The 26,252-nt window shown below is 55.6% G+C and carries 22 protein-coding genes; 15 read left to right on the forward strand and 7 right to left on the reverse strand.

The features are described 5' to 3' along the window. Positions 1–509: 509 nt before the first annotated feature. From ACJ77P_RS14415 to ACJ77P_RS14425, 3 genes are all read right to left on the reverse strand, one after another. The gene (locus tag ACJ77P_RS14415) at positions 510–1,067 is read right to left on the reverse strand and encodes a nitroreductase family protein (protein WP_367360933.1); all 558 of its coding nucleotides are present in this window, start codon (positions 1,065–1,067) and stop codon (positions 510–512) included. Between the two features lie 141 nt (positions 1,068–1,208). After that, the gene (locus ACJ77P_RS14420) at positions 1,209–1,760 is read right to left on the reverse strand and encodes a phosphate-starvation-inducible PsiE family protein (protein WP_408998632.1); all 552 of its coding nucleotides are present in this window, start codon (positions 1,758–1,760) and stop codon (positions 1,209–1,211) included. Positions 1,761–1,875: 115 nt separating this feature from the next. Further along, positions 1,876–2,016 carry a hypothetical protein gene (locus tag ACJ77P_RS14425; protein ID WP_408998633.1) on the reverse strand — a complete coding sequence of 47 codons (141 nt, stop codon included), beginning with the start codon at positions 2,014–2,016 and terminating at the stop codon, positions 1,876–1,878. Positions 2,017–2,029: 13 nt separating this feature from the next. Here ACJ77P_RS14425 and ACJ77P_RS14430 point away from each other — a divergent pair, with 13 nt between their 5' ends. From ACJ77P_RS14430 to ACJ77P_RS14445, 4 genes are all read left to right on the forward strand, one after another. Next, positions 2,030–2,932, forward strand: a complete 903-nt coding sequence (locus ACJ77P_RS14430) for a DUF362 domain-containing protein (RefSeq protein WP_408998634.1) — start codon at positions 2,030–2,032, stop codon at positions 2,930–2,932. Between the two features lie 55 nt (positions 2,933–2,987). After that, positions 2,988–4,535, forward strand: a complete 1,548-nt coding sequence (locus tag ACJ77P_RS14435) for a 4Fe-4S binding protein (RefSeq protein WP_408998635.1) — start codon at positions 2,988–2,990, stop codon at positions 4,533–4,535. A gap of 266 nt (positions 4,536–4,801) precedes the next feature. Beyond that, entirely contained in the window at positions 4,802–5,569 is a 768-nt protein-coding gene (locus ACJ77P_RS14440; RefSeq protein ID WP_408998636.1) for a VPLPA-CTERM sorting domain-containing protein, read from the forward strand. A 665-nt stretch (positions 5,570–6,234) separates the two neighbouring features. Continuing rightward, the gene (locus ACJ77P_RS14445) at positions 6,235–6,840 is read left to right on the forward strand and encodes a hypothetical protein (protein WP_367360928.1); all 606 of its coding nucleotides are present in this window, start codon (positions 6,235–6,237) and stop codon (positions 6,838–6,840) included. A 129-nt stretch (positions 6,841–6,969) separates the two neighbouring features. On the opposite strand, the gene kdsB is transcribed toward ACJ77P_RS14445, so the two are convergent. The 4 genes from kdsB to ACJ77P_RS14465 all read right to left on the reverse strand — a co-directional run bounded on the left by kdsB (position 6,970) and on the right by ACJ77P_RS14465 (position 10,439). Continuing rightward, on the reverse strand, positions 6,970–7,713 hold the full coding sequence (gene kdsB, locus ACJ77P_RS14450) for a 3-deoxy-manno-octulosonate cytidylyltransferase (protein WP_408998637.1): 744 nt from the start codon (positions 7,711–7,713) through the stop codon (positions 6,970–6,972). A gap of 20 nt (positions 7,714–7,733) precedes the next feature. Next, positions 7,734–8,708 (reverse strand): ADP-glyceromanno-heptose 6-epimerase, encoded by a 975-nt coding sequence (gene rfaD, locus ACJ77P_RS14455; protein ID WP_367360926.1) that lies wholly within the window; start codon positions 8,706–8,708, stop codon positions 7,734–7,736. Positions 8,709–8,733: 25 nt separating this feature from the next. Further along, positions 8,734–9,936 (reverse strand): DegT/DnrJ/EryC1/StrS aminotransferase family protein, encoded by a 1,203-nt coding sequence (locus ACJ77P_RS14460; RefSeq protein ID WP_367360925.1) that lies wholly within the window; start codon positions 9,934–9,936, stop codon positions 8,734–8,736. A gap of 77 nt (positions 9,937–10,013) precedes the next feature. After that, on the reverse strand, positions 10,014–10,439 hold the full coding sequence (locus ACJ77P_RS14465; protein WP_408998638.1) for a hypothetical protein: 426 nt from the start codon (positions 10,437–10,439) through the stop codon (positions 10,014–10,016). 184 nt (positions 10,440–10,623) lie between these two features. Here ACJ77P_RS14465 and ACJ77P_RS14470 point away from each other — a divergent pair, with 184 nt between their 5' ends. From ACJ77P_RS14470 to ACJ77P_RS14520, 11 genes are all read left to right on the forward strand, one after another. After that, positions 10,624–13,221: an ATP-dependent Clp protease ATP-binding subunit gene (locus ACJ77P_RS14470; RefSeq protein ID WP_408998639.1), complete on the forward strand. Its 2,598-nt coding sequence runs from the start codon at positions 10,624–10,626 to the stop codon at positions 13,219–13,221. A 95-nt stretch (positions 13,222–13,316) separates the two neighbouring features. Next, positions 13,317–17,084 (forward strand): hypothetical protein, encoded by a 3,768-nt coding sequence (locus tag ACJ77P_RS14475; RefSeq protein ID WP_408998640.1) that lies wholly within the window; start codon positions 13,317–13,319, stop codon positions 17,082–17,084. A gap of 25 nt (positions 17,085–17,109) precedes the next feature. Further along, the gene (locus ACJ77P_RS14480) at positions 17,110–17,631 is read left to right on the forward strand and encodes a hypothetical protein (protein WP_367360921.1); all 522 of its coding nucleotides are present in this window, start codon (positions 17,110–17,112) and stop codon (positions 17,629–17,631) included. Between the two features lie 10 nt (positions 17,632–17,641). Then, positions 17,642–19,402, forward strand: a complete 1,761-nt coding sequence (locus tag ACJ77P_RS14485; RefSeq protein WP_408998641.1) for a hypothetical protein — start codon at positions 17,642–17,644, stop codon at positions 19,400–19,402. A gap of 29 nt (positions 19,403–19,431) precedes the next feature. Next, positions 19,432–19,950 carry a type VI secretion system contractile sheath small subunit gene (tssB, locus tag ACJ77P_RS14490; protein WP_408998642.1) on the forward strand — a complete coding sequence of 173 codons (519 nt, stop codon included), beginning with the start codon at positions 19,432–19,434 and terminating at the stop codon, positions 19,948–19,950. 77 nt (positions 19,951–20,027) lie between these two features. Further along, a complete protein-coding gene (tssC, locus tag ACJ77P_RS14495; protein WP_367360918.1) occupies positions 20,028–21,536 on the forward strand; it encodes a type VI secretion system contractile sheath large subunit in 1,509 nt (502 codons plus the stop codon). A 35-nt stretch (positions 21,537–21,571) separates the two neighbouring features. Then, positions 21,572–22,144: a hypothetical protein gene (locus ACJ77P_RS14500; protein WP_367360917.1), complete on the forward strand. Its 573-nt coding sequence runs from the start codon at positions 21,572–21,574 to the stop codon at positions 22,142–22,144. 182 nt (positions 22,145–22,326) lie between these two features. Beyond that, entirely contained in the window at positions 22,327–23,571 is a 1,245-nt protein-coding gene (gene tssK / locus ACJ77P_RS14505) for a type VI secretion system baseplate subunit TssK (RefSeq protein WP_367360916.1), read from the forward strand. Positions 23,572–23,606: 35 nt separating this feature from the next. Next, the gene (tssE, locus tag ACJ77P_RS14510; RefSeq protein WP_367360915.1) at positions 23,607–23,978 is read left to right on the forward strand and encodes a type VI secretion system baseplate subunit TssE; all 372 of its coding nucleotides are present in this window, start codon (positions 23,607–23,609) and stop codon (positions 23,976–23,978) included. Between the two features lie 14 nt (positions 23,979–23,992). Beyond that, on the forward strand, positions 23,993–25,729 hold the full coding sequence (locus tag ACJ77P_RS14515) for a hypothetical protein (protein WP_408998643.1): 1,737 nt from the start codon (positions 23,993–23,995) through the stop codon (positions 25,727–25,729). A gap of 10 nt (positions 25,730–25,739) precedes the next feature. Continuing rightward, positions 25,740–26,240 carry a hypothetical protein gene (locus ACJ77P_RS14520; protein WP_367360913.1) on the forward strand — a complete coding sequence of 167 codons (501 nt, stop codon included), beginning with the start codon at positions 25,740–25,742 and terminating at the stop codon, positions 26,238–26,240. Positions 26,241–26,252 lie beyond the last annotated feature (12 nt).

Raw genomic sequence — 26,252 nt, forward strand, 5'->3', positions numbered from 1 at the left:
TTCCTGTTGTATATGTTATTAATAACAAGTGTAGCTTTAAGTATGGAACACTTGTGAATAGTAGCATGGGATTTTTCAGTGAGTGCATAACAATCAATATACGAAGTTCGTTTTTTCCGATTTTTTGTTATCAACATACCACATGATAATTTGGCAAAAAAGTGAAATGTTCCATAATTTCAAGTCGCTAGTCATCTAGAAGATTTCGGATATCATGGTAATAAGGACTAAAAACGAACTTCGTAATTTATGGAAAATTTGTCAATTGCGGATTGCAATCAAGCCGTCTTTGCAATAGTGACGCTTAACCGATTGCAGGAAGGATTGTTGTAAGGCGACTCTCTCGAAAATTGGTTTGCAGGCGATGTGAGTTACAAACGGCATTGCATCAAATGCCCAAGAACTCTGGATTCCTGCTTTGGTATGTGAAATGTCGACTGCGTCGCATCTCCGCTCCGGACTCACGTACAGGACGAATTTTTCAAAAATTGCGCCTTAGCTGGATGAACCTAAAACATCTTTTTGCCGAACCTGTCAAGATGCACCATTTCGGATACGGCTTTGCGCGGAGGACCTTCCTTCAGTTCAACAGCGGGCCTTCCAATAGGAATGACGGCAGCCACTTCATGATCATCGGGCAGTCCGATCAATTTCTTGCATGCGTCATGATCTATGAGACCGACGACAACCGTCCCCAGACCCAACTCGCAGGCTTTAAGGCACAATGTCTGAGTCGCGAGGCCCAGATCAAACATGTACCAGTCGGAGTGCTTGGTCGCTTGCTTCCCTCCGTAACAGCCGGACAGCCCCGTTTTGGCGCAAGCGACAATCAGGGCTGAAGCGGCAAGGGAACACTTTCTAGCGGGATTTTTTTCGGAATAGGTCTCGGTAACCCCCTGGATCAACTTCTTATCCCTCACCACGACAAACTCCCAGACCTGCGTATTGGCCCAGGACGGAGACCAGCGGACCGCTTCGAAGATCTGCCGCAATTGATCGTCTGTGACATCGTCCCGGCTGAAATTCCTTATGCTGCGTCTTTTAAGAATGGCCTCCTGCAGTTCCATAACCATACCTCCGATAGCCTTGATGAGTTGAAAGAAACAGAACGGTTCCCCATGGAAAACGGATCATCCCGGCATAGGGCGCCATCTCCCTGATTCCGCATTACCTGATCTTCGAGAAAACAGGGATGAATCACAAGATTTTCATGAATTGCAGCAAGATTCCCCTTTGTCCTCCGCCCGTCGGCGACTTGCGGTATCCATCAATGGGTTCCCGGGATTACAGCCTCCCCGGGCCCGTTCGAGGCGGTCATCGCGCTCACGGAGCAGCCAGTACACGATCCCCAGCGCCAGAGCGATGGCCGCCAGACCGGTCATGACAAGGGGCGTGGTCTCCTTGATATCCAGGATGATGAATTTACGGGTTACAGCAAGCAGGGCAATAAGAAGGATCACCTTCGTCTGAGTGCTCTGCTGCCCGGTGGCCACGTATTGGAGCGTATGGCTGAACTCCAGGGCGATCAGGACCGTCAGGATCTCGCCGAAGACGGTCTGGAAAACCCGGTGATCGAGGGGGTCCATGGGCCCGAGAACAATGCCGCCGATCACTTCGATAAACAGGCGGTAGATGGTCACGACGATCACGATCGTGATCAGCAGCGTGATCACCATGGCGACCAGGCTTTCGAAGCGTTGATAAAAGGTCATGACCTGCCAATGCCTGGGAAGAAGGCTCTTCAAGTTCAGATATCTCATCTTTTCTTGGCCCCTTGTGCAGCAATTTCACTAACATTAAATCATCAGTGCTGAAAGATCAAACTCTTCTCAAAGAAAATCCTCGTTCTTTCATCAGGAATGGTTCGCGCCGCTTTCAGCGTTTTATGGCGAATAAGTCCATATTGGTGTATTCTATGCGCTCAGGTGGCAGGGGTTCATCAAATCGCAGAACTACGAAATTGCCCTGTGCCACCCGCATGACGGCCATCATTCCAGGATCGGCAATGTTGTTCAAGGGAGGGATTTCCATGAAACGCAGAGATTTTCTGAAATCAGCCCTGGTGACGGGAGCGGCCTTGAGCCTTCCGGCGGGCCTGGATCCCGTTCTGAACGTTCTTCAGGCCGCCGAGAGGCCGGATCTGGCCGTTGCGCGGGGAACACCTCCCACCGCACTTGTCCGGGCAGCGATCGGCAGCCTGGGGGGGATGAAGCGATTCGTCTCGCGGGGGGACATCGTGGTTGTAAAGCCCAACATCGGCTGGGACCGCACCCCGGAGTATGCCGCCAACACGAACCCCGAAGTTGTCGCCGCCGCCGTCCGGCTCTGCTTCGAGGCCGGTGCCAAGCAGGTCAAGGTGTTCGATCATCCCGTCAACGACCCGCGAAGGACCTACAGGCAGAGCGGCATCGCCGCTGCCGCATCCGCCGCGGGCGCGACCGTCTCCTTCACGGACAGCCGGAAATTCAAGGATATGCGGCTCAACGGAACGTCCTTGAAATCATGGCCCCTTTACACGGAGGTCTTCGAGGCGGACAAGGTCATCAACATCCCGATCGCCAAAACCCATGGGACCTCCCGATTGACCCTCGGGATGAAAAACTGGATGGGGGTGATGGGCGGCTGGCGGGGACGGATCCACCAGCGCATCGACGAAAGCCTCGTGGATCTGGCGATGTTCATCCAGCCCACGTTGACGATCCTCGATGCCGTCCGGATCCTGACGGACAACGGTCCTCAGGGGGGCAGCCTGGCAGATGTGCGGCAGCTCAATCTGGTCATCGCCGGGACGGACGCCGTGGCCGTCGACGCCTTCGGAGCCACCCTTTTCGGGATGAAGCCGGCCGACCTGGGGTTTGTCCGCGTCGGTCATCAGCGCCGCCTGGGAAGCATGGACCTGGCGGCCATGAAAATCCAGAGAATCACCCTGTAAGCATTTCACCGTGGGGCCGGAAGGCCCGCGATTTTTCTTACGACATCAACGTCTCATGCTGAAGAATATTCGACGCCTGTCCCAGGCCCTCTTTCTGCTCCTTTTTCTCTGGCTTTTCCTTTCGACGGAATCGCGGGGAGCCAACGAACTGGGCTATCCGGTCAAGCTCTTCCTGGAGGCCGATCCTCTTCTTTACCTCACCACGGTCCTGTCCACCCGCCGGTTTTATACCCCCTTTCTGCTTGCCCTTTTCGTTGTGCTGGCCACGGTCCTGCTGGGCCGGGTGTTCTGCGGCTGGATCTGCCCCCTGGGAACCCTGCACAACCTGGCAGGCTGCCTGAAGAGGGAAAGGGATCCCGGAAAAACCGGCCATCTCTATTTCGGGAAATACCTCCTGCTGATTTTCCTCCTGGTTTTATCCGCGTTCGGCCTTCAACTGACCGGCCTTGCCGATCCCCTTTCTCTGCTGATCCGGTCCCTGTCGCTGGCCGTTTACCCCCTGGTTCACAATGCCGTCGTCAGCGTTTTTGACACCGTCTACACCTGGGATCTTCCCGTCCTCACAAAATGCTCCGAATTTCTCTACGCCCTGCTGAAAAAAGGCTTCCTCTCTTTCCAGCAACCTCATTTCCAGCAGGCACTGTTTCTCGGTCTGATTTTCTTTGGAATTCTGGCACTGAATCTGCGGGAGAAGCGCTTCTGGTGCAGATATCTGTGCCCCCTGGGCGCGCTTCTCGGGCTCTGTTCCCGCTACGCCTTGCTGAACCGCTCCGTCAGCGAGGTCTGCAACGGCTGCGGCGTCTGCGCCAAGGTCTGCCCCGGCGGGGCCGCACCGGATTCGAAGGAAAAGTGGCGCAAATCGGAATGCCTCCTCTGCATGAACTGCGACGATCTGTGCCCCCGCAATGCCGTTTCTTTCGGGTTTTCCCGGAAGCCATCCGGGTCCGCCCTGGATCTGGGCAAGCGGCGGATGATCGGGGCCGTCGCTGCCGGCACGGTTGCCGTTCCCCTGCTTCGGATCTCGCCGCTGAAAAAGGCCGGGGCAGCGGACCCCCGTCTGATCCGGCCCCCCGGTTCCCTGGAAGAGACGGAATTTCTGAAAAAATGCGTCAAATGCGGGCAGTGCATGAAGGTCTGCACCACCAATGGCCTGCAGCCCACCCTTCTGGAAGCGGGCCTGGACGGAATCTGGTCTCCGATGCTGGTCCCCCGGATCGGATACTGCGAATACCGCTGCACCCTCTGCGGCCAGGTCTGTCCCACGGGGGCGATCCGAAATCTGACCCTGGAGGAAAAGGCGACGGTCCGCATCGGCACGGCCATGATCGACAAGGGCCGCTGCCTCCCCTTCGCCCATGCAACCCCCTGCATTGTCTGCCAGGAGGTCTGCCCCACCCCGGAAAAGGCGATCTGGTTCGAAACGGTTCCTGTGAAGAATCGGACAGGCCGCCTCCTGACGCTGCGGCAGCCCCACGTGGATCTGGAACTCTGCGTGGGCTGCGGCATCTGCGAAGCCAAATGCCCCGTCCTCGGCCGGCCCGCCATCTCCGTGACCAGCATCGGAGAATCCCGCTCCAGGGACAACCAGCTTCTCCTGCCCTAGATCTTCAGGAAACGACAAAATCCGTCAGGAATATTCCCTAGGTACTCCTAAGGTATTTTCCCTGCTCCTTTTACCGGCTTCCTAAACAAAAAATCAACTTTCTCCCGATTGGCAAAAACCTGATTCTTTTGTACTTTTCCCCTACGTCAGGATCATTTCCCTCAATTCACGGAAGATTCCAACTCAACCACGGACCGCATCCTGACGACAACCCTGTTGAACACAAACCATACCGAAGAGGAAAGAAGAAGGAGGAGGACAAGACCATGATTAAAAGAGCGATGTTGATGACGGCGGTCACAGCCATTTTGATCCTCGCTGCGCAAATGGCGGCGGCATACACGATCACGACGGGCAGCAGTTACGGGCCTTATCAATCCGGTCAGGGTGGCGAGTTTACGCTGCAGGCAGATCATGCCTTACAGTCGATCCTCGCCGGGTACGTTTCGGGAACGACCTCAGACATCAAACAACAAAATCCCCTTTCATCCACACCGCAGCCAGGGACGTTTCAATCCTTTTGCCTGGAAAAAGACGAACATCTCTACACCGGTGCGTCATACTCCGTTACGATCAGCAACCAGGCGAACGGCGGCGGCCAGAACACGAATTTTGGGGATCCCATTTCAATCGGCACAGCATACCTTTACAGCCACTTCAGCCGGGGATCGTTAAGCGGATACCAGTACGGAACGGAATCTCAACGCGAGACGTCCGCTGCGGCCCTCCAGCATGCCATCTGGTACCTTGAAAATGAGGAAACGTATGCCGATGCCGGGGGGGCTTCGAACATCTTCCTGAATGCCGTTCTCACGCAGTTCGGAAGCCTGGAAAACGCCGATGACGACAGCAATGGCGCTTACGGCATCAAGGTCGCCAGCCTGTGGGTACCCGGTCACGAAGGGGATCTCTCCTACGCACGGCAGGATCAATTGATCGCCACCCCCATTCCGGCCGCAGTCTGGCTTCTGGCCAGCGGCCTGATCGGCTTGACGGCCTTCAGACGGCGGCAGGTGAACGGGTCCGGATGCTGACGTAGTCAACCCGCGTGCAGCAACCCTCCAGTCGCACTTCTTCCGCGGCGCTGCCGGTCATGCCGGCAGCGCCGCATGTCGTTGGATTTCAAACGGTCCACCCCTTCTTCCATAGAGGAAGCCGGGGAGAAAAATCCCGTTCAAAGGACATGCGGTTCCTGATTCCCTGGTCTCCGGTAAAACCACGGTTTATCATGGTTACAACCCGTCCGTCCTAAGGTTTTGCACCATGCCATTTCATCATTTCCCGCAACAAAAAATCAGTCCCGTCCCGATTGTGTGGAAAGTACCTCTTCTATATGCTGCGCTCATAAACGATCCCCGCTCTTGAGAGGAATGTGTTCGCAGTCTGCGGACTGCAGCGGAAGAAAGAGGCTCCGGCTTCTGTCAGCTTTTCAGCCGGAATCGTATGAATACTCCTCATTTCTGAGGATTAGAGAAAGGGCCGTGGAGTCCGGCGTGGCGCCAACTTCACGCTCAGGCCTCGACACGGCTTTTTCCCGAAAAAGGAGGTGATAGGCGGACCGGAGAATGTGGCGGGTTGTACATGGATGCCGAGTTGGTGGTTTAACCGCCACGGAACGCAGGTTATTGGATCCTCCACACGGGTGAGTTTTTTGCTTTTAACGTCAACGAAGAAACGATCATTATTTAAGGAGAAAAAAATGAAAAAGAGAATCGCGACCTTGTTATTCGCCAGCCTGCTCCTCGCCTTGACCGGCCTTGCTCAGGCGGCACCACTTACGGATGTAGTACAAGCACCCACAGGCTATTTTGTGCCCAGTGATGCGCTTAAGTACAGCACCCCGTATTATCGTGATCAGTATCAAGATTGGGGATGGCAGCACTCTGCCCTTGCAGTGGACCCCAACACCATTACGAGCGCCACCTTAAACATCAGCGCCTTTGATGTCGATAATGCAAGTTCAGCTTCTTGGTATGAACATGATCTTATTTATGCCTATGACGGTGCAAACAAGGTGCTGCTTGGTGAACTAGCTGGTGCCGACGACATCTGGTCCTATACGACCTTTACTTTGGCCCCCAACTTTTATGATGACATCGTTACTGGACTTAAGATTTGGATGGATATAGATACAACCTCGGGCGGGAATTGGCTGGTGACTCTTTCAAAATCGGCCCTTTCTATTGACGGTGGTTCAATTCCCAACCCCAACCCCAATCCCACGGTTCCGATTCCCGGCGCCATTCTGCTTTTTGCCCCGGGTCTTGCCGGCCTGGCCGCTCTCCGCAGAAGGATGAGCCGGTAGTCTCATCGGCTGCAGGGCATTCTCTGTTAACGTTCTCATTCTTTTCTGAAGTGACAAGTCCGGTAAACCGGGCTTGTCACTTTTTTTTTGTCATTTGGGAAACAACATCGAAGGGATCACAGAGGAGTTCTAAACCGCGCGGCCCAGAAGGATCTCCCGGACCCGGGCCAGCTCTTCCGGGGCGTCCACTTCCACGGAATCATGGAGGGTTTCCACCACCCGGATCCGATAGCCGAATTCCAGGGCGCGCAGCTGTTCCAGCGATTCGAGCCGCTCCAGCTTTCCCTCTTCCAGTTCGGTGAAGGTCCGGAGGAAGGATCTCCGGTAGGCGTAAATCCCGTGATGCTTGTAATGGGCGGCGGGATGGCGGTCGTCCCGGACGTACGGGATCGTGGACCGGGAGAAATAGAGGGCATTGAAGTCGGAGTCGAACACCACCTTGACGCAGTTGGGGTGGGCGATCTCCTCCCTGCGTACAATCCGGTAGATCAGGGTCGACATGGGCAGGGAAGGGTCCTCCCGGAGCGGACGGGTCACCTCGTCAATCTGGGACGGCTCAAAAATCGGCTGATCCCCCTGGACGTTGACGACAATGTCCTCGTCTTCCAGATCCAGCGATTCGACGGCTTCGGCGATGCGGTCCGTTCCGGAGCGATGGCGGCCCGCCGTCATGATCGCCTTTCCGCCGAATTTTTCCACGGCTTCGAAGATCCGGTCATCATCCGTGGCCACCGCCGCAGCGGAAACAAGGGCCGATTGAAGAACCCTCTCATAGACATGCTGAATCATCGGCTTTCCGCAGAGATCGGCCAGGGGCTTTCCCGGAAAGCGGCTTGAAGCGAAGCGGGAAGGGATTATACAGACGATTTTCATGGTGCTTTCAATGTTTCCTTTTACAGATAGGGGTTGTCGGCCTGGAGATGATTCTTGACGTAATCGGCCACGGCTTCCTCGAGGGTATGAAAATCGGCCCCCAGGCCGGCCGCCTGAAGCTTTTCCATCCGCGCCTCGGTGAAATACTGGTACTGCCCGCGGAGAGACTCCGGCATATCAATGTAATCGATCTGAGGCGGCAGGTTCATCGCCGAAAAAACGGCCTCCACCAGGTCGTTCCAGGTTCGCGCCCGGCCGGTGCCCAGGTTGAAGATCCCGTTGATTTCGGGATGCCGGACAAACGCCCAGAGAACGTCCACACAGTCCTTCACATAAACGAAGTCCCGTTTCTGCCCCCCGTCGGTGTAATCGGGGGAATGGGACTTGAAAAGGCGCACCCGCCCCGTATCCATAATCTGGCGGAAGGACTTGAAGACCACGCTGGTCATGTCGCCCTTGTGGTATTCGTTGGGTCCGAAGACATTGAAGAACTTGACCCCCGCCATCCGGTCGATCAATCCCCGCCGGATGGCCCATTGGTCGAAGAGCTGCTTGGAATAGCCGTACATGTTGATCGGCCGGAGCCGGTCGATCCCATCCAGGTCGTCGTCGAATCCCTGGGATCCGTTTCCGTAGGTGGCCGCGGAGCTGGCGTAGACAAACCGGATGTCATGGCTGAGCGCCCACTGGGCCAGGTCGCAGGTATAGTGGAAGTTGTTCTCCATGAGGTAGTCGGCGTCCCGCTCCGTCGTGGACGAGCAGGCTCCCAGATGAACCACGGCCTCGATGTTGTCCGCCGAAAGAATATCCTCGTCCAGCATATGCCGGAAATCTTCCTTGTGGACATAGTCGGCATAGCTCCGATTGACCAGGTTTTTCCACTTTTCCGTCTCTCCCAGATTGTCCACGATCAGGATGTCGTTGATGCCTTCCGAATTCAGTTTCCAGACGAAGGCGCTGCCGATGAAACCGGCCCCGCCGGTGACGATATACACGATGCGTTCTCCTTGATGTCTAAGGTTACAGGACGTCGGCGGCCTTTTCAATCGCCTGCCGAATCGCCGCCAGCCGCTCTTGGGGCATCCGGATGTTGATCCCCATGACCAGGGTGCGGCCCAGAAGATCCTCCGCCTGTGGGATGTCCTGCCGATCGTATCTCACGGTTCGCCCGTTCATGGGGCTGGAAAAGGGGAACTTCTTCGAATTGGCCGTCGACTGCGACAGGAAGTGCTCCCAGTTCGGCAGGTAATGCCAGGCGTTTCTTTTGTAGCAGACCGTATCGACACCTCCGGCGGCGAGGGCCTGCTGGAATTTCTCCGCCGTACCTTCATCGGGAAGATTGAAGGCCAGGAAGGTGGCCGTATCGCCCTGGGGATCGACAAGCTCCCGGAACGTGACCCCTTTCGCAGACGACAGCATGCCCTTGATCGCGGCTTTGTTTTTTTTCTGTTCGGCGATCATGGCATCGACTTTCCGCAGCTGGGCCAGGCCAATGGCCCCCTGGAGCTCATTCATCCGGTAATTGAAGCCCAGGATCGACCGCCCCTCCATGGCCCGGCTGACCTTGGGATTGTGGTCATGGCCGTGATCATGATACTCATCGGACCGATGGTAGAGGGTTTCGCTGTTTGTGATCACCATGCCGCCTTCGCCGGTGGTCATGGTTTTATAGTAATCAAAGCTGAAGATTCCCATGTCGCCGAAGGTGCCCAGCTTTTTCCCCGAGAAAGAACCCCCGCATCCCTGAGCGTTGTCCTCCAGGACGAGGAGGTTGTGCCGGCGGGCCGTTTCCAGGATTTTGTCGATGCGGGCTCCGGAGCCGCACATATGCACCGGAACAACCGCTTTGGTATAAGGAGACATTTTGCGTTCCATGTCGGCGGGATCCATGTTGAGGGTTTCATCGATATCCGTCATCACGGGGATCGCCCCGACTTCAAGGACCGCCTCCCAGGTCGCCAGAAAGGTGAAGGCGGGAACGAGGACTTCATCGCCGGGTCCGACATCCAGAGCGGTGAGGGCGATCTTGAGGGCCGAGGATCCCGACGTGACCCCCAGGGCATATCCCGCGCCGCAGTATCGGGCAAATTCCTCTTCAAACTGCCGGACCTTGAAAACACCTCTCCGTTCGCTGTCAAAACCGTAGCGCATGAGGACGCCCGTCTCCATGACCTCCATAACTTCCTTGAGTTCTTCCGGGCCCATCAGTTCAAAACCGGGCATGATCAAACCTCCCTGCATAATATTCCCTTGCGAATTTACTGGAAAATAAGTTTCCGCAGGAGGAAAGTCAAGTTCTTTTATGGAAGGGATGACCGGGCTCTGTGGCAGGCCGGCGGCGAAAAATCCGGCAAAGTTCTTGCAAATACTCGTGCCTTACCCGGACGTTCAGGAATGAAACGTCCATTTATCCGCTTCTGACAAGCGGCAAGGCCGCCGGATCCGGTCCCGGAGCACAGGGAACGAAATCGAGGCCGGCCTGTCCGCGATACCGAACGTTTTGCCTGCTCCAACATTGACAAGATTTGTTTTTTTTTCGATATAATCTGTGATATAAGTGTTTCTGCTGTTTTTTCATCATGTTCACGCTGGGTTGGCACAATGAAACGTCGAATGATTTTTTTACTTGCAGCATCAAAATCCTCCCTTCGCTCATTCAACTTCTTTACGGAATATTTTACGCGGTCATTATCGGGCTTGTCGAAGACGACCGGCTCATTTTTCATGCAAGCACCTGATATCGGGGATTTGCATAAAAGAGAGCCGGACAGGAACCCGATTCCATGGCTGCAGTCCCCGCGAACCCGGCGACGGAAACGGGAAAGCGGGAGCATGTCGACACGGGCACGCCTCTTGAGCCCATATCCACGGGATCTTCACATCAACCCCACCTAAAGGAGATCAAACAGCATGCTGATCGAAAAGTTTTCGGTAAAAGCCCAGGACAGCATTGAAAGCGCCTGCCGGCTTGCAGTGAAAAAGGATCACGAGCATGTCACGCCCTGGCACATGCTTTCCGCGCTGCTCCAACCCGACGATGATCTCATTCGAAGCTATCTTTCCCGGACATCCATCGATCTGGAGGCCCTCGGGGCGAGGGTGGACGGCAAACTGCTCACTCAGCCGAAGGGCAGGGAAGGCACTTCGCAGACCCCCATCAACCGCGACCTGGAAAAAGTGTTCATCCTCGCCGAGGAGGCAAGCCAGAGGGCCGGGGCTAAATACATCGGCATCCACCACATCGTTCTGGGCATGCTCGCTCTGGAAGAAATCTCCGAAGCCTTTGCCGATGCCGGCGCGGATCAGCCTGAGCTCGAAGCCCTGCTCCAGCAGCCGCCAAGAAGCCTGTTTTCGGGAGGCGAAAGCGGATCCGGCGATTTTGAGTACCTGGCCCGATACACCCAGGATCTTACGGAACGGGCCCGCCGGGGCGGCCTGGATCCCGTCATCGGGCGGGATCAGGAAGTTCGGCTCACCATCCAGATTCTCAGCCGCCGGCTCAAGAACAACCCCATCATCATCGGAGAACCGGGGGTCGGCAAGACCGCCATCGTAGAGGGCCTGGCCCAGCGGATTGTGCGGGGAGATGTCCCCGAAGACCTGAAATCGGCGTCGATTCTTTCCCTTGACATGGGACAGCTCATCGCCGGGGCAAAATACCGGGGCGAATTCGAGGAGCGCTTCAAACGGCTGCTGCAGGAAGTCTCCGATGCCGGCAACGTGATTCTCTTCATCGATGAAATTCACATGCTCATCGGCGCCGGCGGCTCGGAAGGCGCCATGGACGCGGCCAACCTGATCAAGCCCGCCTTGTCCCGGGGTGAAATCCGCTGCATCGGGGCGACCACCCTGGAGGAATATCGAAAGCACATCGAGAAGGATACCGCCTTGATGCGCCGCTTTCAGGTCGTAATGGTCGACGAGCCGAGCCTTGACGAAACCATCACGATCCTGCGCGGAATCAAGGAAAAATACGAAGTCCATCATGGGGTCCAGATCCTGGACGCCGCCCTTGCGGCGGCGGCCAAGCTTTCCAACCGCTACATCACGGACCGGTTTCTTCCCGACAAGGCCGTGGATCTCATCGACCAGGCGGCGGCTTCCCTGCGCATCGGCCTTTCGTCAAAACCCGAAGAACTCGAGCAGATGGACCACCGGATCGTCAACCTCGAAATTGAGATCCGGGCTCTGGAACATGAATCGGACTCCAACACGGCCGAACGCCTTGGCCACCTGCAGCGGGAGATGGAAGAGCTCAGGGAAAGGAGCCGCCAGCTGACGGAACAATGGGAAAAGGAAAGGAAGGCCCTGGCGGAGATTCAGAAGGCAAAGAAAAACCTGGAGGCGGCCAACCAGGAAATGGAGCAGAAGATCCGGGAAGAAGATTTCTCCCGGGTTGCCGAACTGCAGTACAAAGTGATCCCGGAGTGCAACAGGATCCTGGCGGAATACGCCGATGTGGATCTTTCCGGCCGGAACTTCCTGCGCAGGACCATTTCGGAAGACGACATCGCCGATACGGTTTCCAGGCTGACCCACATCCCCGTCTCCAAGCTCCTCGGATCCGAAATCGACAAGCTGCTGCACCTGGAAGATCATCTGCGCCAGCGGGTTGTCGGCCAGGACCATGTCCTTTCAACCATCGCCAAGGCCATCCGGCGCTCCCGGGCCGGTGTACAGAACCCGAACCGCCCCATCGCCTCCTTCCTGATGCTCGGCCCCACGGGCGTGGGGAAAACGGAGGTATGCAAAACCCTGGCGGAGTTTCTCTTCGACGACGAGCGCTCACTGATCCGGATCGACATGAGCGAATTCATGGAGAAGCATTCCGTGGCCCGCCTGGTCGGGGCCCCCCCGGGCTATGTCGGCTATGAAGAAGGCGGCGTCCTGACCAACAGCGTTCGGCGCAAACCCTACAGCGTGATCCTCTTCGACGAGGTTGAAAAGGGCCATGCCGACGTGTTCAACCTTTTCCTGCAGCTTCTTGATGACGGACGCCTGACGGACAGCCAGGGACAGACGGTGAATTTTGCCAACACGGTGGTGCTCATGACCTCCAATCTCGGATCGGAAAGCATTCAGCCCGCCGAAACGGAGGAGGAAATCCAGGAGATGAACGCGGCGATCATGAGGGCCGTGCGCTCCCATTTCCGTCCGGAATTCATCAACCGCCTGGACGATATCCTCGTTTTCAAGCAGCTGACCATCGAAGGCATGAAAACCATCGCCGATATTCAGCTCAAGCGCCTTGCCAGGCTGCTGAGGGAACAGGGCATCTCCCTGGAGTTCAAGGAGGAGGCGCTGACCCTCCTGGCTCAACTGGGCTTTAACCCCCTGATGGGCGCCCGGCCTTTGAATCGCGTCATCCAGACGCATCTCCAGGACCCCCTGGCCGAAGACATCATCTCCGGCAAAATCCAGCCGGGAGATACCGTCTGCATCTCCGTCGACGGGGGGCAACTGGTCATAAAGACGGTCGGCGTTGCAGAACCGCAGGGCGAGCATTAAGTTTCCGGCTCCTGCAGCCGGATGATCGGCATCATCATCGCGTTTCAGGCAGGACTCGGAGCCTGTTTTCATCAGCTCATGAAGGTGGATATTCTATGGATTCGCTTTCCCGGATAACCGGATATGTCCGGAATTTCTTCACACTGGACAACTGGCCGACTCTTCTCGCCATTCTTGCGGCACTGGTTTTGTTGATCCTGGTGGGGCTGCTCGTCTATTACCGGATCAGAAAACGCCGCCATCCGGGCACCCTGGAGATCAAGGCCGGGTCCTCCGCGGAGCGGAAAGCCCTGAAGAAGGAGATGCCCGCTTCGAGTCTTACCGGAATATGGAAGGAATTTCTGAAAGCAATCCCCTGGTCGATCAGGCCGAATATCATGACCTATGAGCACTTCATCGTGTTCGGGCAGGCCGGCTCGGGAAAAAGCACCCTGATTGACCGTTACACGGACTGGCAGGGGCATGCGCGGCAGTTTTATCCAAGCTTCACCGCAAACCCCCTGCTGCAGATCTACCTCGGGTCAAAGGTCCTGGTTCAGGAAATACCGGCGTCCCTGCTGGACGATACATCAGAGGCTGCCCGCCGGGCCCTGCTGAAACTTTGGAAACCCCTCTTCAGGAGAAGGAAACCCACCGTGGTCATTGCCTTAAACGCCATGGAGCTTTCGCCGGACGAACCGGGCCACCTGGAATCTCTCCGGCAGAAGGCGCAGATGATCCGGGGGAAAATCAACCTGCTCGGACAGATCTGTAAAAAACCGATCCCCGTGCGCCTTGTCCTGACCCATCTGGACCAATTCGAGGGATTCCTGGAATTTTCCAGGTTTCTGGCCCAGGGCAACATCCCCCTGAAGCTCGAATGGCCCTCGGCAGGCGGGGACAGGGACCGTTCCGGAAGCCCCGGAACTCCCGTTGAAGGACAGAGGCAGGATCCCACTGCCAGAACGGATCGTTATGATCTCTCCGGATGTCTGGATCCCTGCGAAGAACACCTGACCCGCGCGCTGATCTCGCTTCCGGCGGACCAGTACCTCAGGGCGATGACCTTTCTCTGCCAGGCTCCGAGAGTTTTTCAGGATCTCTCCCTGTTTGTCAGAAGCCTTCAGGAAGCTGACCCCCTGTCGCTGGAACCGGAGATCACCGGTTTCTACCTGACATCACAGGCTGAAGAGAATCTCCCCGTCCTGAATCCCTTCGCCCCCCTGCTGACGGCGGAGGAAATTTCAAAAATCGACCCGCATCGCAGGCACCGGCTGGCAGCAGCCGCCATAGGCCTGGCGGGACTGCTTTTTTTCGGGGCGGCATACTTTCACGGGCGAAGCCTGATCGTCGAGCGACAGCGAGGCCTGGACCGCGTGGAGACGGATCCCCCCGCCCGATATGATCAGCGGATGCACGAGCTTCTGCCCGCAGTCTATGCGGATCAGCACCCCGTCACCAAAGTTCTGCCCGATTTTTTTTCATCACGGAACAGGGAAATCACGCATCGCTCCATGGAAAACATCCGCGAGCTTTATCTGCTTCCGGAACTGGACAGGCTGGCCACAGAAATGGCGGCCAAGCCGCAGACTCCGACGGGCGCGGTCATCACCATCCATGGCTTTGAGCATTACTACAAGGGCAGCATTCATGCCGCCCAGGACAGGGCCGTCTATCTGCTGGCCTTGATCTATGCCACACGGGACAACGATCTGGGGCAGCTCATTCAGCAAAATCCCACCTCCTGGTCAAAAATCCTTAATTTGCCAAGAACCATGATCGAGGACTACGTCCACAACAATGTTTCGTCCTCCGATGTTTCCCTGGCCGGGAAGAAGCTTTCCTTCCGTCAGTCCCATGGCGCCGTGGATGATCCCAACCGCTGGATGGCGTACTTCAGGGAAATCCGCCGTTTCTGCCAGCAGCCGTTCATGAGCAGGATGGAATTCGAAAAGCTCCAGAAGGACACGGAGCAATTTCTCGGAGTGATCCAGCAGATGGAGCTTTACGACCTCACGGTCCGGCTGGCGAAGCTGCTGAAAAAAGAGGTCCCGCCGGATATCCACCTGGATATGATCGTGATCCAGGAATCCGAACTCCGGCAGGAGGCGATCAAAAATTCCCTGAACTTCATCAAGAACTCCAGCATGAATTATCCTGAGACGGCGCCGGGTTCCGGATTGGCCGGCCTGCTCGAAAACCTCAAGGTGATGCTCAGTTACAAGGATCCCCGGGCCGAAAAAGACTGGACCTTCCGTTTTTCCCTGGGCGGCGAAGACTTCAGCCTCAGCGCCGGACAGTGGAAAGACCTCATCAACCGCAGCAGGATCAACGCGTTTCTACGGGACTTTGTGAATCAGCATCAGCGCCAGGACGGCCTGCTCTTTTTTCCGTCGGACCAGGAGTTTGATGACCTCATCATGAACCCGTCCAATGACGGACGCTTCCTGTTCATCGGTTCAGCGCGAGTGGACGGCAGATTTACGAGGGATGCCGTCGAAAAAAGGGTGCGGCCGATCTTGTCGGAACTTCCCGCGCTCATAGAGAGTCTGCCGATAGACCCCCAGGGCAAAAAGCATGTTACGAATTTCCTTCTCAAGGAAGTTGACATCTACGGACGTCGCTATGCCCAGTCCTACCGAAGGTATTACATGGAATTCGACATCAAGGCCGGATCCCCGGGGGCACTCCGCTTTGTATTGAGCCAGATGGTCCTTCCCTCGTCACCCCTCCGGGAGGTGCTGGTGAGCATACAGGATAATATCCGGATTGATCCCGGTACGAATGAATACATGCAGATTTTTTCCCGGCATCTATCGGAATTCGATTTCATCAAGCGCCTCATGGGCGAGCAGAAGGGAACCTTTCCGGAGCTGGATCGATACAAAGCCCTGATGGAGCAGATGCTGGCGGATATCCAGGAACAGCAGGGACAGGGTGAAAAGCGGGACAAGGAGGAATCTCATGCCCTGCTCAAAAACCGCCTGTCTCCCCTCGGCCGGATCGCGTTTGCAATCCTCGACCAGGAAAAGGACTCCTACGTGAACCTGGTGAAGCGCTGGCTTGAGAGTGTCGCCGTGCCCCGCCCCTGGCAGGACATTTTTCTGGCGCCGGTATGGCAGGCCTATTTTCTGGGTATGGCCGAGATTGAATCCGACATCGCGAAAACATGGGAAGAGCTCCGGCAGGCCGACATCCAGCCCCTGCAGCATAAATTTCCCTTTCTTCCCGCCTCCGGTGAGGACGTTTCCATTGAAGAGCTCCGGAATGCGACACACCCCGCCGGGCATTTCCGGCGGTCTTTTCAGGCCCTGCTCCTGCCCTACTGCGGAGAAGAGGGACAACGTTGGCGGAAGAGAAGCAGCCCTTACAACGTCCTGAAGCTTCCCGAGACGATGCTGCCGACTCTCAACGCCATCGAGCAGCTTGGCGATGTCCTCTGGGACAGGGACGGAAAGGAAAAATTCCTCGAATTCATGGTTCGCCCCGCCCCCCTTCCCTTGATGCCTCCCCGGGAGCCGCTGGCCGCTCTGTCCTATCTGTATGTGGGCGACTCCGCCGTCTTTGGCTTCAATCAGAAGCCATCCTGGAAGAGGATACGATGCTCCTGGAAAGACCCGTCCAGTGCGGCTGTGGGCATCGAGTTCGCGGGCCGGAGCAGATCGGCCAGAATCAAGAGAACGATCGAGGTTCCGCCTTCATACTGGAGCTTTTACCGCCTTCTCCAGAAGGCGAAACAGCCGGCGGCCTTCGACAGAAACAGAAACATTTCGACAGTGCAGTGGACCATCATGTCACCGGCCGGCAATGGAGAAGGGGTATCCCTGGATATCGCCTTCGACATCAAGGGTGATCCGTGGAGCGTCTTTAAACTGCCCCGCTGACAATGCGAGGCCAACAGGGTATCTCATGGCACATTATAAGGAATCAGCCTTACCTGCACGGTTTCTAAGCGGAGCGTTAACGGCCCTTTTTCTGCTTTCGCTCATGGGGTGCGCTTTTCTGGGCTTGAAAAGCGGCGCAAAGGTGGACTACATCACGCTCGACATTGCCGCCGATGCGCTCGCCAATGAGGAGCGGCTCGCCTATGTCGTCATTCGCAGGGTGAATAAAATGGAATTCCTCATCGACCAGTACGAGACCATCTCCGATATGGCCTTTGCCAGGAAGCCCAATGAAAGCATCCTGGCCGTCAAGATGATCCTGCCCGGACAGAAGCAGCAGATAAAGGTCATCAAGCCCGGCAAAGAGGATATCGGCGTCTATGTCCTTTTCACCAATCCCGGCGAAAACTGGAAAGTGATCCTCGAGGGGCCGTTGAAGAAGGAATACCGGATCAACGTGAAGAAGAACGAAGTGGAAGAGGTCCAGGGGAATCTGTTGGACCTGCTTTCCGGCATCCCTGCCGTGAACGGTCTGTCGATAACGTGAAGGTGCGATCATGCCGCAGCATTTAGACATCGCCTCTCTTGAGAACGATCTGCGCCTGGAGAGTCAGCAGCCATACCGGAGCCCGGGATGGCTGGAGGTCAGCTACCGCAATCCAGGCGAGTTCTGGCGCTCTCTCCAAGGGGCTTTTGATGCGCATGTCACGGTGCAGGGAACCAGTTCCCTTTTTAACGGGTATAACTTCTATCATGACATGCTTCTCCGCAACCGCAATCGTTCCCAACCCGCCCTGTGCTGGTATGAACCGGCCACCGGAATCAAAGGCATTTCTTACCGCGAGTTGGATTCCCTTGCCGCCGCCAGGTCAAGCCATTGGGCCCGCCTCGGTGTCCTGCCGGGACAAACCCTCTGCATCATCAGGAACATGGGCCTGGAAATGACCGTTGATCTGCTGGCGGCCCTGAAGGCGGGATGCGTCATTTCCTTCCTGCCTCCCCGGGGAATGGGTTTTCTGCAAAGGAGGCTCGACGCCCTCAAACCCGACCACATTGCCATGGAAGATCGGCAGGCTGCGCTGCTTCCGGCATGGAACAGGCGCGTGCTGCCGGAAGGCGATCGCGGAACGGGTCTCTCCAACGGGCGAGAGCGGCCTTTTACGTACCTGTCCGGCCAGGTCGTTTTCCGCCATTTCGATCCCTGCGGAAGCGACCCCGGCACCCTTTCGGACGTAACCAGCGATTCGGCCTATTTGTGCGCCCTGCGAGATGCGATGATCTCCCTGGGGATCGGTCCGGGTCAGATCTACGCGGCACCGGGATTCCACGCCATGGAAACCACCCCGGCCCTCCTTCTGGCCGGTCTGCTCTGCGGAGCAACCTACCTTCACCTTACGCCGGAGGACATTGAAGCCCGGCCGGAGCTTGTCGGGCAGCATCCGCTCAAGGCCTTCGGGGTGTGCCCGAAGGTAAGGGACATCCTCCTGGAGCGGGGAATCACCGCAGAGGATTGCTGGGAATCATGGTTTCGCAACCCGGCGGAATCCCAGGACATGGACCGGTGGTATCATTTCATCCGGAACCTCAAGCTTGAACGGTCCTTTGCCTTTAATCTGAGGTGGAGCGCCGCCGTGGGAGGATGCTCCCTCTTTTCCGTGCGGAGGAAAGGGTCGGCACATATGACGGTCCTGCCTGTTCCCGGCAGCACCTGGAGCCTCGGCGCTCTGTCCGGCGCGGAGGAGGCTTCCGCAGAGGATTTCGGCATCTACACGCTCTCAGCAACCGGCGCACCGGAAGAAGAGCAGAAGGCCACGGCTGATCGAATCGCCAGAAGCGGGCAGGAATGGATTTTTTCCGGCGTTTCCACCCGGCACCGTGAGGGGAGGACATTCCCCGTGGACGAAATCCTGGCGACGCTCAGGAAGCTGGAAGCCCGCTACGGCTTCTTCTGCTCCCTCGCGGATGTCCCCCGGATGGACGGGGGAAACGGACAGCGCATGGTGCTCCTTGTTTTCCGCGGCGCCGATGCCCAGTTGAATGAAGCCCGGGTAACGTCGGAAATCCGGACAACCCTGGCCGAAGAGATGGGGGAAGAGTTTCTGCCCGATCGCATGGAATTTCTTCCACTGTATCCACGATTTCTATCCCCGGCCGAGGTGGACCATGCCTGGTGCCGAAATGCCTTTCTGTCCGGAACACTTTCCCGGAGATCGAAAAGGGAGCTTTTCGCCATCCTGACCCGGCTGAGGAAATGCGTCATTGAACGAGAGCGTTCAGCAGAATTATCTGCCGGACCGGCAGACGAAATCATACAATAATCCAATCATCGAAAGGAGATAAAGGAAACATGGCCATACAGGATGAAATTCCAAAATCACGTCTTACCTTGAGGTACAAGACAGAAATCCACGGGCAGCCCGAAGATTTGACTCTGCCGCTGAGGCTTCTGGTCGAAGGGGATTTTTCCCATGGAAGCTCCCAGGACCGGCAGGTGGATCTCGAGGAGAGGCGCCTGCGCAATCTTGACGGCACGAACACGGATGCGGTCATGAAGGACATGGGAATGTCTCTGAAGTTTGCCGTAGCCAACAAGATTGACCCCGCAGCATCGGACGATATGAATGTCGACGTTCCCATCACCAGCATGAGATCTTTTTCTCCTGACGAAGTGGCCAAGCATGTGCCCAAGCTTCGAGGGATACTCCAGGTGAAGAGGCTCCTGGAAGAAGTCATCTCCAATGTAGACAACCGGAAGGAGTTTCGCAAATTGCTCAATGAATTAATGGGCAACGAGGAGGCCCTGGCGAAAATGCTGGAGCAGTTGAAAGGCTTCGAAAGCATGAAACTTCCTTCAGGTAACAAATAAGGGGAACCCCGAATGATTCTCCCGGGAACTGCCTGTCCAACCAGAGAATAGAACAACCGCTTTCAAGGAGAAGTCAAATGACTGATAAAACAAAACCTGTTGAAAAAACGGAAGAAAAAATTGAAGAGCTGGATCTCAAACGATTCCTTTCCAGCATGCGCCTGAGCACCGAGCTCAAGGAACCGGTCCCGATGGTTCAGGAAAATCTCCAGGTCGTAAAAGAAGATGTCAGCGACGAAGACCGATTCCTTTCCGGGATGGCCGCTCTGCTGCTCAATGTGGATAGATCCTCAAAACGTCTGGACAAGGGGAGCATCCAGGAACTGATCGCCCATATTGATCAGGTTGTGATCGATCAGGTCAACGAGATCATCCATCATGACGATTTCAAGTCGATGGAATCCGCCTGGCGTTCGCTCAACGATCTGGTCTTGAACACCAATTTCAAGGCCGACATCATGATTGATATTCTTGATGTGGGTAAGGACGAACTCTACGAGGATTTCGAAGCCAATGCCGTGGATATTACCAGCAGCGCCCTGTTCAAAAAGGTCTATGTGAGCGAATACGATCAGTACGGAGGGAAACCCTTCGGCGCCATCATCGGCCTCCATGAATTTACCCAATCGCCTGACGACGTCTTCTGGCTGACGACCATGGGAAAAATCGCCGCGGCCAGTCATGCCCCCTTTATCGGATCGGTTTCGCCGAAATTTTTCGGCTGCGACTCCATTGAGGAACTGTCCGCCATCAAAGACCTCGAGGGCCTCATGAACCATCCGAAATACGGAGCCTGGAACAAACTGCGCGACTCCGAGCAGGCGGCCTATCTCGGGTTGACCCTGCCCAGGTATATCACCCGTCTCCCCTATGATCCGGAAGTCAATCCCTGCAGAGAGATCACCTTCAAGGAGAAGATCCGGGGCAGCAATGACGAGGACTACGTCTGGGGCAGCGCCGCGATGCTCTTCGCCCAGAACATGGTGCGCTCTTTTGCCCAGTCCGGCTGGTGCCAGTATATACGCGGTCCGAAAGGCGGCGGCCTCGTAACCGGTCTTCCCGTGCACACCTTCAATCTGCGTGGCGAAGAAGAAATCAAGATCCCTATTGAGATGGCCATTCCGGATTATCGCGAACTGGAGTACGCCAACTGCGGATTTATTCCCCTGATCTACCGGAAGGGTACCGCCGATGCCTGCTTCTTCAGCTGCCAGTCGCTTAAAAGGGCCAGGAAGTTCAAGGATCCGAAGGACTCGGAGAATGCCCAACTGGTCACCAATCTTTCCTACACCTTCTCCATTACTCGAATCGCCCATTACGTCAAATCCATCATGAGGGACAACATCGGCAGCAATGCAGATGCCCAGTATATCCAGAACACGCTGAGCAACTGGATCTTCCAGTACGTGACGACCGTCGTTGATCCCGATGACCTGACGCTGCGCTTCTATCCTTTCAAGGCGGCATCCGTGGAGGTGACCGAACGGCCGGGAATGATCGGATGGTATGACTGCAGGATAGCGATCCTTCCCCATATCCAGTTTGAAGGGATGGATGCCGAGCTCCGGCTAGACACCCGGCTTTAGAAAATAACCTTTAACTTCCAAGAGGAGGAAACATCATGGCTGAATCAAATTATAGCTGCAGCGTTTCACAGGGATTCAATTTTCAAAAGGATCAGCAGGTTCTCGTAGGGCATATTGTTTCATGCAAGATCGGAAACGATCAGTTTGATTCCGACCTGAATGTGAGCAACCCGGAGAACGCTTCAAACCTGGTTAAGGTTTTCGGTATCGTATCGTCGATCTATTGGGCCGGCGGTTATGCCGATCCGGTTCAGTTTTCCTGCCAGGTTTCCAATTTCAATAAGACAAAAATTGCGACCTTGACCCACAAAAGCCTGGCCAATACGGAGGTCCTTTTTGATTTCAACATCTACGACTACGATCCCAAGGAGAAGAGATATTACAAGTGCTTCCACACCAACGACACGAAGCTCAAAGGGCTTGTCCTGAAATCGGGTGGAGAACTTGCTATGAGCATCGATATGGACCAGTCCATGGAAGTCGTCTCGCCCAAGAACTTCTCTTTTTCTCTTGGGGTCATGCCTCAGGATCTTGACATGGCCATTCATCTGGCTGTTTCCGTTTCTGATAAGTTCGCGAAAAAGTGGGGCGTTGAAGTGGCCAAATGATCCATTGTCAAAAGCGGCCCCCTTTGCAGAAGGGCCATTCACGAAGGGGGATCGGCGTGTCATCTCTCCTTCCGCCCCCTCCATCCGGGAAGGGGAAGAGGGAGGGGCGTTGCCCGCCGTGGCGGGCAGCCGATCGGTTCTGAAAACTTCTATTCTTAGAATCACCAAGGCGGCACAAAGAGATGGATGACAAACTAGCACGAGTCAGCTGGAAAATGGGACAGACCCTCCTGCCGGAACATCTGACGGCTATGGAGGATTCGCTGCTGGCAAACACCGTACAACGGTTCCGTATGCAGGGGCTGCCTGCCTACGGGATCGGAAAGCTGATCCTGAATGAGACGCTCTTAGGCGAAGGAATTTTTTCCGTACAGGAAATGACCATCGTCCTGTCTTCGGGATTGCTGCTGAGCATTCCGGGCAATGCCGGTCTCTCTCCGTTCAACTTGAACCTTCCCGGGACGGCGAATGTAGCCCTTTATCTGCACATTCTCGGCGACACGCCTACCGCCGAAAGCAGCCCGGAAGGCTGGGGCGACCAGGTCGACGAAAGGATCCCGAGGATCATGCACAGGATGGCCCTCTCTTCGGAGCAGGATTACCGTGGTGCCATTGAAACATTGAAGCTGGCCGAATTTCGAAAAAGCGTAGAGAGCGTCTGGCAGATTTCGCGGGACTATATTCCCCCGTTGCTGCAGGTGGGAACCTCCCCTTTTTTGAGGAGCGAAATGGCCTCGCTCTCCGAGGCTCTGGCCCTTTTTCAATACAATCTCTACATGGATGCCGTATCCTACCTGAGCGGGGACAGTCTTTCCAGCGTCAAGCAATGCCTGAAGAGCGTTTTTCGGACCCAGCGCCTGCTGGCCAACCTGGGTTCCCAGGTCCATCTCCACCCCTTCTTTCTCTGCGAAGAGCTGTTAACCCTGTATACCGAGGTCTGTTTCTACAGGAATACGACACCGGAAAACATTACGTCCCCCTACAACCATGATCAGCTTGCCTTTCTGCAGACGATTCTAGATCTGATCAACACGCAGATGCAGATGGTGAGGGCCCTGCCGCCTTACCTGCCCTTTGAACTGAGCGACAACATCTACAAGGTCAAACTGCCCGATGAGATCCGGCAGGCCACGAATGTGTATCTCCTTGCGCAGAAAGACCGGGTCATCAGCAGGCTTTCCCTTGACGAAGTCAAACTGGCCTGTCTCTCACGATTACCCGTCGTACACAAGATGGCCCTCCAGGGCGTTCCCTTTAAAAAAGTGGAGCACCCTTCCTTTCAGCACTCCTTCGGAGCAGAGGTGGAATTCTATCAGCTCAAGGAGGGAGAGGAATGGGACAATGCATTGAATGAAAAGGTCGTGGCTTTTTACAATCGGCCGGAACTGAAGGATACCGCCTTCTATATATTCTGGCGTATCGAGTAACCGTTTCCTGGAATTTCAGTCGCTGGACAATCCCGATGGCCCTATTCAGTAAATTCGGAGACCGCTCCGTTACCGGCAAAAAAGACGAAATTCAGGATATTCTTGAAAACCTGAATAACGTCCTCAATACCAAGAAGGGCTATGGCAGCTTCCTCTCCGATTTCGGCATACGGGACATGAACCAGTTCAGCTCCCGCGATCAGCTGGCCACGGTCATCATGGAGGAAGTTCAACACAACATCGAACAGTACGAGCCGAGGCTGCAGGTGGTGAAGATCTCCGTCGAGGACCATCCCGATCCTTTCCGCATTTCCTTTAAAATCGAATGCCTGGTCAAGGATACTCAGAAGGAGCTGTTCATGGAATTCAACTCGGTGCACCATGACTTTCACATCAAGAACTCATGAACCCGGAGCGGGAAATGTTCGAAGATAGCCTGAAAATGACGCTGGCCCTGACGATCGGCATGGACAGGATCAAGGTGCCGGGCGGTCAGATCAAGTTCCTGACGGCTTCCATACACCCTTACGGCTACACGGCACGCCTGGAGTTCTGGATTTCATCGGCAACGGCCAGGGGGAAGGAAAACGATCCCCTTTTCTCCAGGTTTGTGGAACAGGATCTGATCGAGGTCAAACTGGATATCGAGCCGCATTTGAAGCCCAGGGACACGAAGATTGAACCCCTGACTCTGCAGGGATTTGTAACGGACAAAGCGATTCTCACGGAGCTCACCATTGAGAATGTAAACCTGAAGGGCGATCCTGTTCTTTATCGGCATTACCAGATTGATTTTGCCGATCCTGCCCATGTCCTCTGGCGTCAGCATTTTCCCTGTGATCTGATGGTTGATGAAGACGTTAAGGAGCTCATCGAAGCCAACAAGGCGGACGGAGTGAATCTGACGTATGACTGGTCATTCTTGAATGAAAAATTTGCCGTCAGCACGCTTTCGCCGGGCTCCCCCGATGAACCAACCAGCTTTTATGACTTCATCATCTGGTACGCGGCGACTTACAACGGCGTCTTCACTTATGAAGGCAGGACAAACTCGTACACCCTGTCCGGATCAAAGGAACAGGATGGAAAAGTGACTGCCATGAGCGAACTGGAAGTCGCAGACCATCGGATCGATTTTCCTGAGACTTCCCGCTGCAATGACCGGTTTCTCAATGCCGTGGCGGAAGATCCCCAGGAAATGGAAACAAGCCGAAGTACGGCGGAGAAAGACCTGAGGCGGGACGTTCTGGTGCTGGAATCAAACGCCGGGAATTTTGAAAAAGCGTTCCGGCTTGAATCAAGAAAGCGGAAAAGCCGGCAGCATGAGCTGTTGCTGACCCATCGGCGTTTTCCCCTCCTCACCTACCGGCCGGGCACCTTTGTCAAATTCGAAGGCGGCCTCTGGAGCAAAAGGATTTTTCTCAAGGGGAAGGAATACCGGGTAAGGGATATCTCCCTCGAGGCCCATGCCGTCCATGATGCCCCCGATGCCGATCACAATATGATGTCTGCGACCTACAGAATGGAGATGACTTCCCGGTTGGAGCTCAAGGGGGAACGGGCGTTGAATCTGCCACCCTTCAAGGCCCCGGCCTACCCCATCCAGGTGGAGGGAAAAATCGTCAGCGACGAGGGGCAGGAGAAGGAAGAAACCTATCAGCTCTATCAATATCCGGAGTACGATATCGATATCCCCTTTGTCGGCGAGGAAACGGAGGAGATGCTCGAGCAGCAGGCGGAAAAAATCCCCTTCGTCGGCGATAAGCTGGAGGCGGAGAAGAACCATTACAGGGTTAAAATTCCGATTTTTGACGACCTGCAGGTTGTCTGCCCCTTTGAGCCTCTCTTTGCACCAGGGCACTTTTATTTTCCGGCCTACAAGGACGAGCGGGTGCTTGTGGAGCTCGATTTTCACGGCGCACGGATTGTCCGATTTCTGGACTGGCGTCCGGGCGGCCAGCTGCCCCTGGACACGCAGGGAAATCAGATTCTGTTCGGGAAAAGCGAGGACAGCCAGACCTCCATTCGCCATGAGTATGTGGACAACAAACCCCAGCTCAACGTGAAGCGTTCTTCCAGCAATGATACGGAAATCATCCAGCTGCAGGAAGGAACCATTATTCTCCAGACCAAAGAGGAGAGTTCAGAAGAAAAATAGGATTGCGATTATGGGAAACCTGGTTTGCCGGGTAGAGCTCGACAAGAAGAAGGGGATCGTCCTGACGGTGGAGAACGGCGAGGGAAAGATCACCCAGACGGTGGTCATGGATGGAACGAAGATTACGGCGACCGTCAAGGGGGCGAATGAAACCAGCACGATCACCCAGCAGGAGGATGGGATTCACATTGACTGCAAGGCCTTTACGCTCCATGCGGAAACCATCACCTGCGTCTCCAAAAAGGAGACCACCCATGAAAGCGGTGAGGATTTCACGATCAAAAGCAAGGGCAATCTGAATGCCTCCGCCGTCAGCGACGCGACGTACAAGGCCATGAATTCCGCCATGGAGAGTTCCTCGGAAACGAAGATCGGCGGGATGAGCCTGAAGCTCTCCGGCACAACCAGCGCGGAAATGAAGGGGGCCATGATTACCGTTGACGCGTCGGCGACGCTGGATCTGAAATCGAAAATCGGAAACCTCAAAGGCTTCAATGTCAATATAGGTTGAAAACCGGAAAAG

The sequence above is a fragment of the Syntrophus buswellii genome, from assembly GCF_046097065.1.
Taxonomy (GTDB): domain Bacteria; phylum Desulfobacterota; class Syntrophia; order Syntrophales; family Syntrophaceae; genus Syntrophus; species Syntrophus buswellii.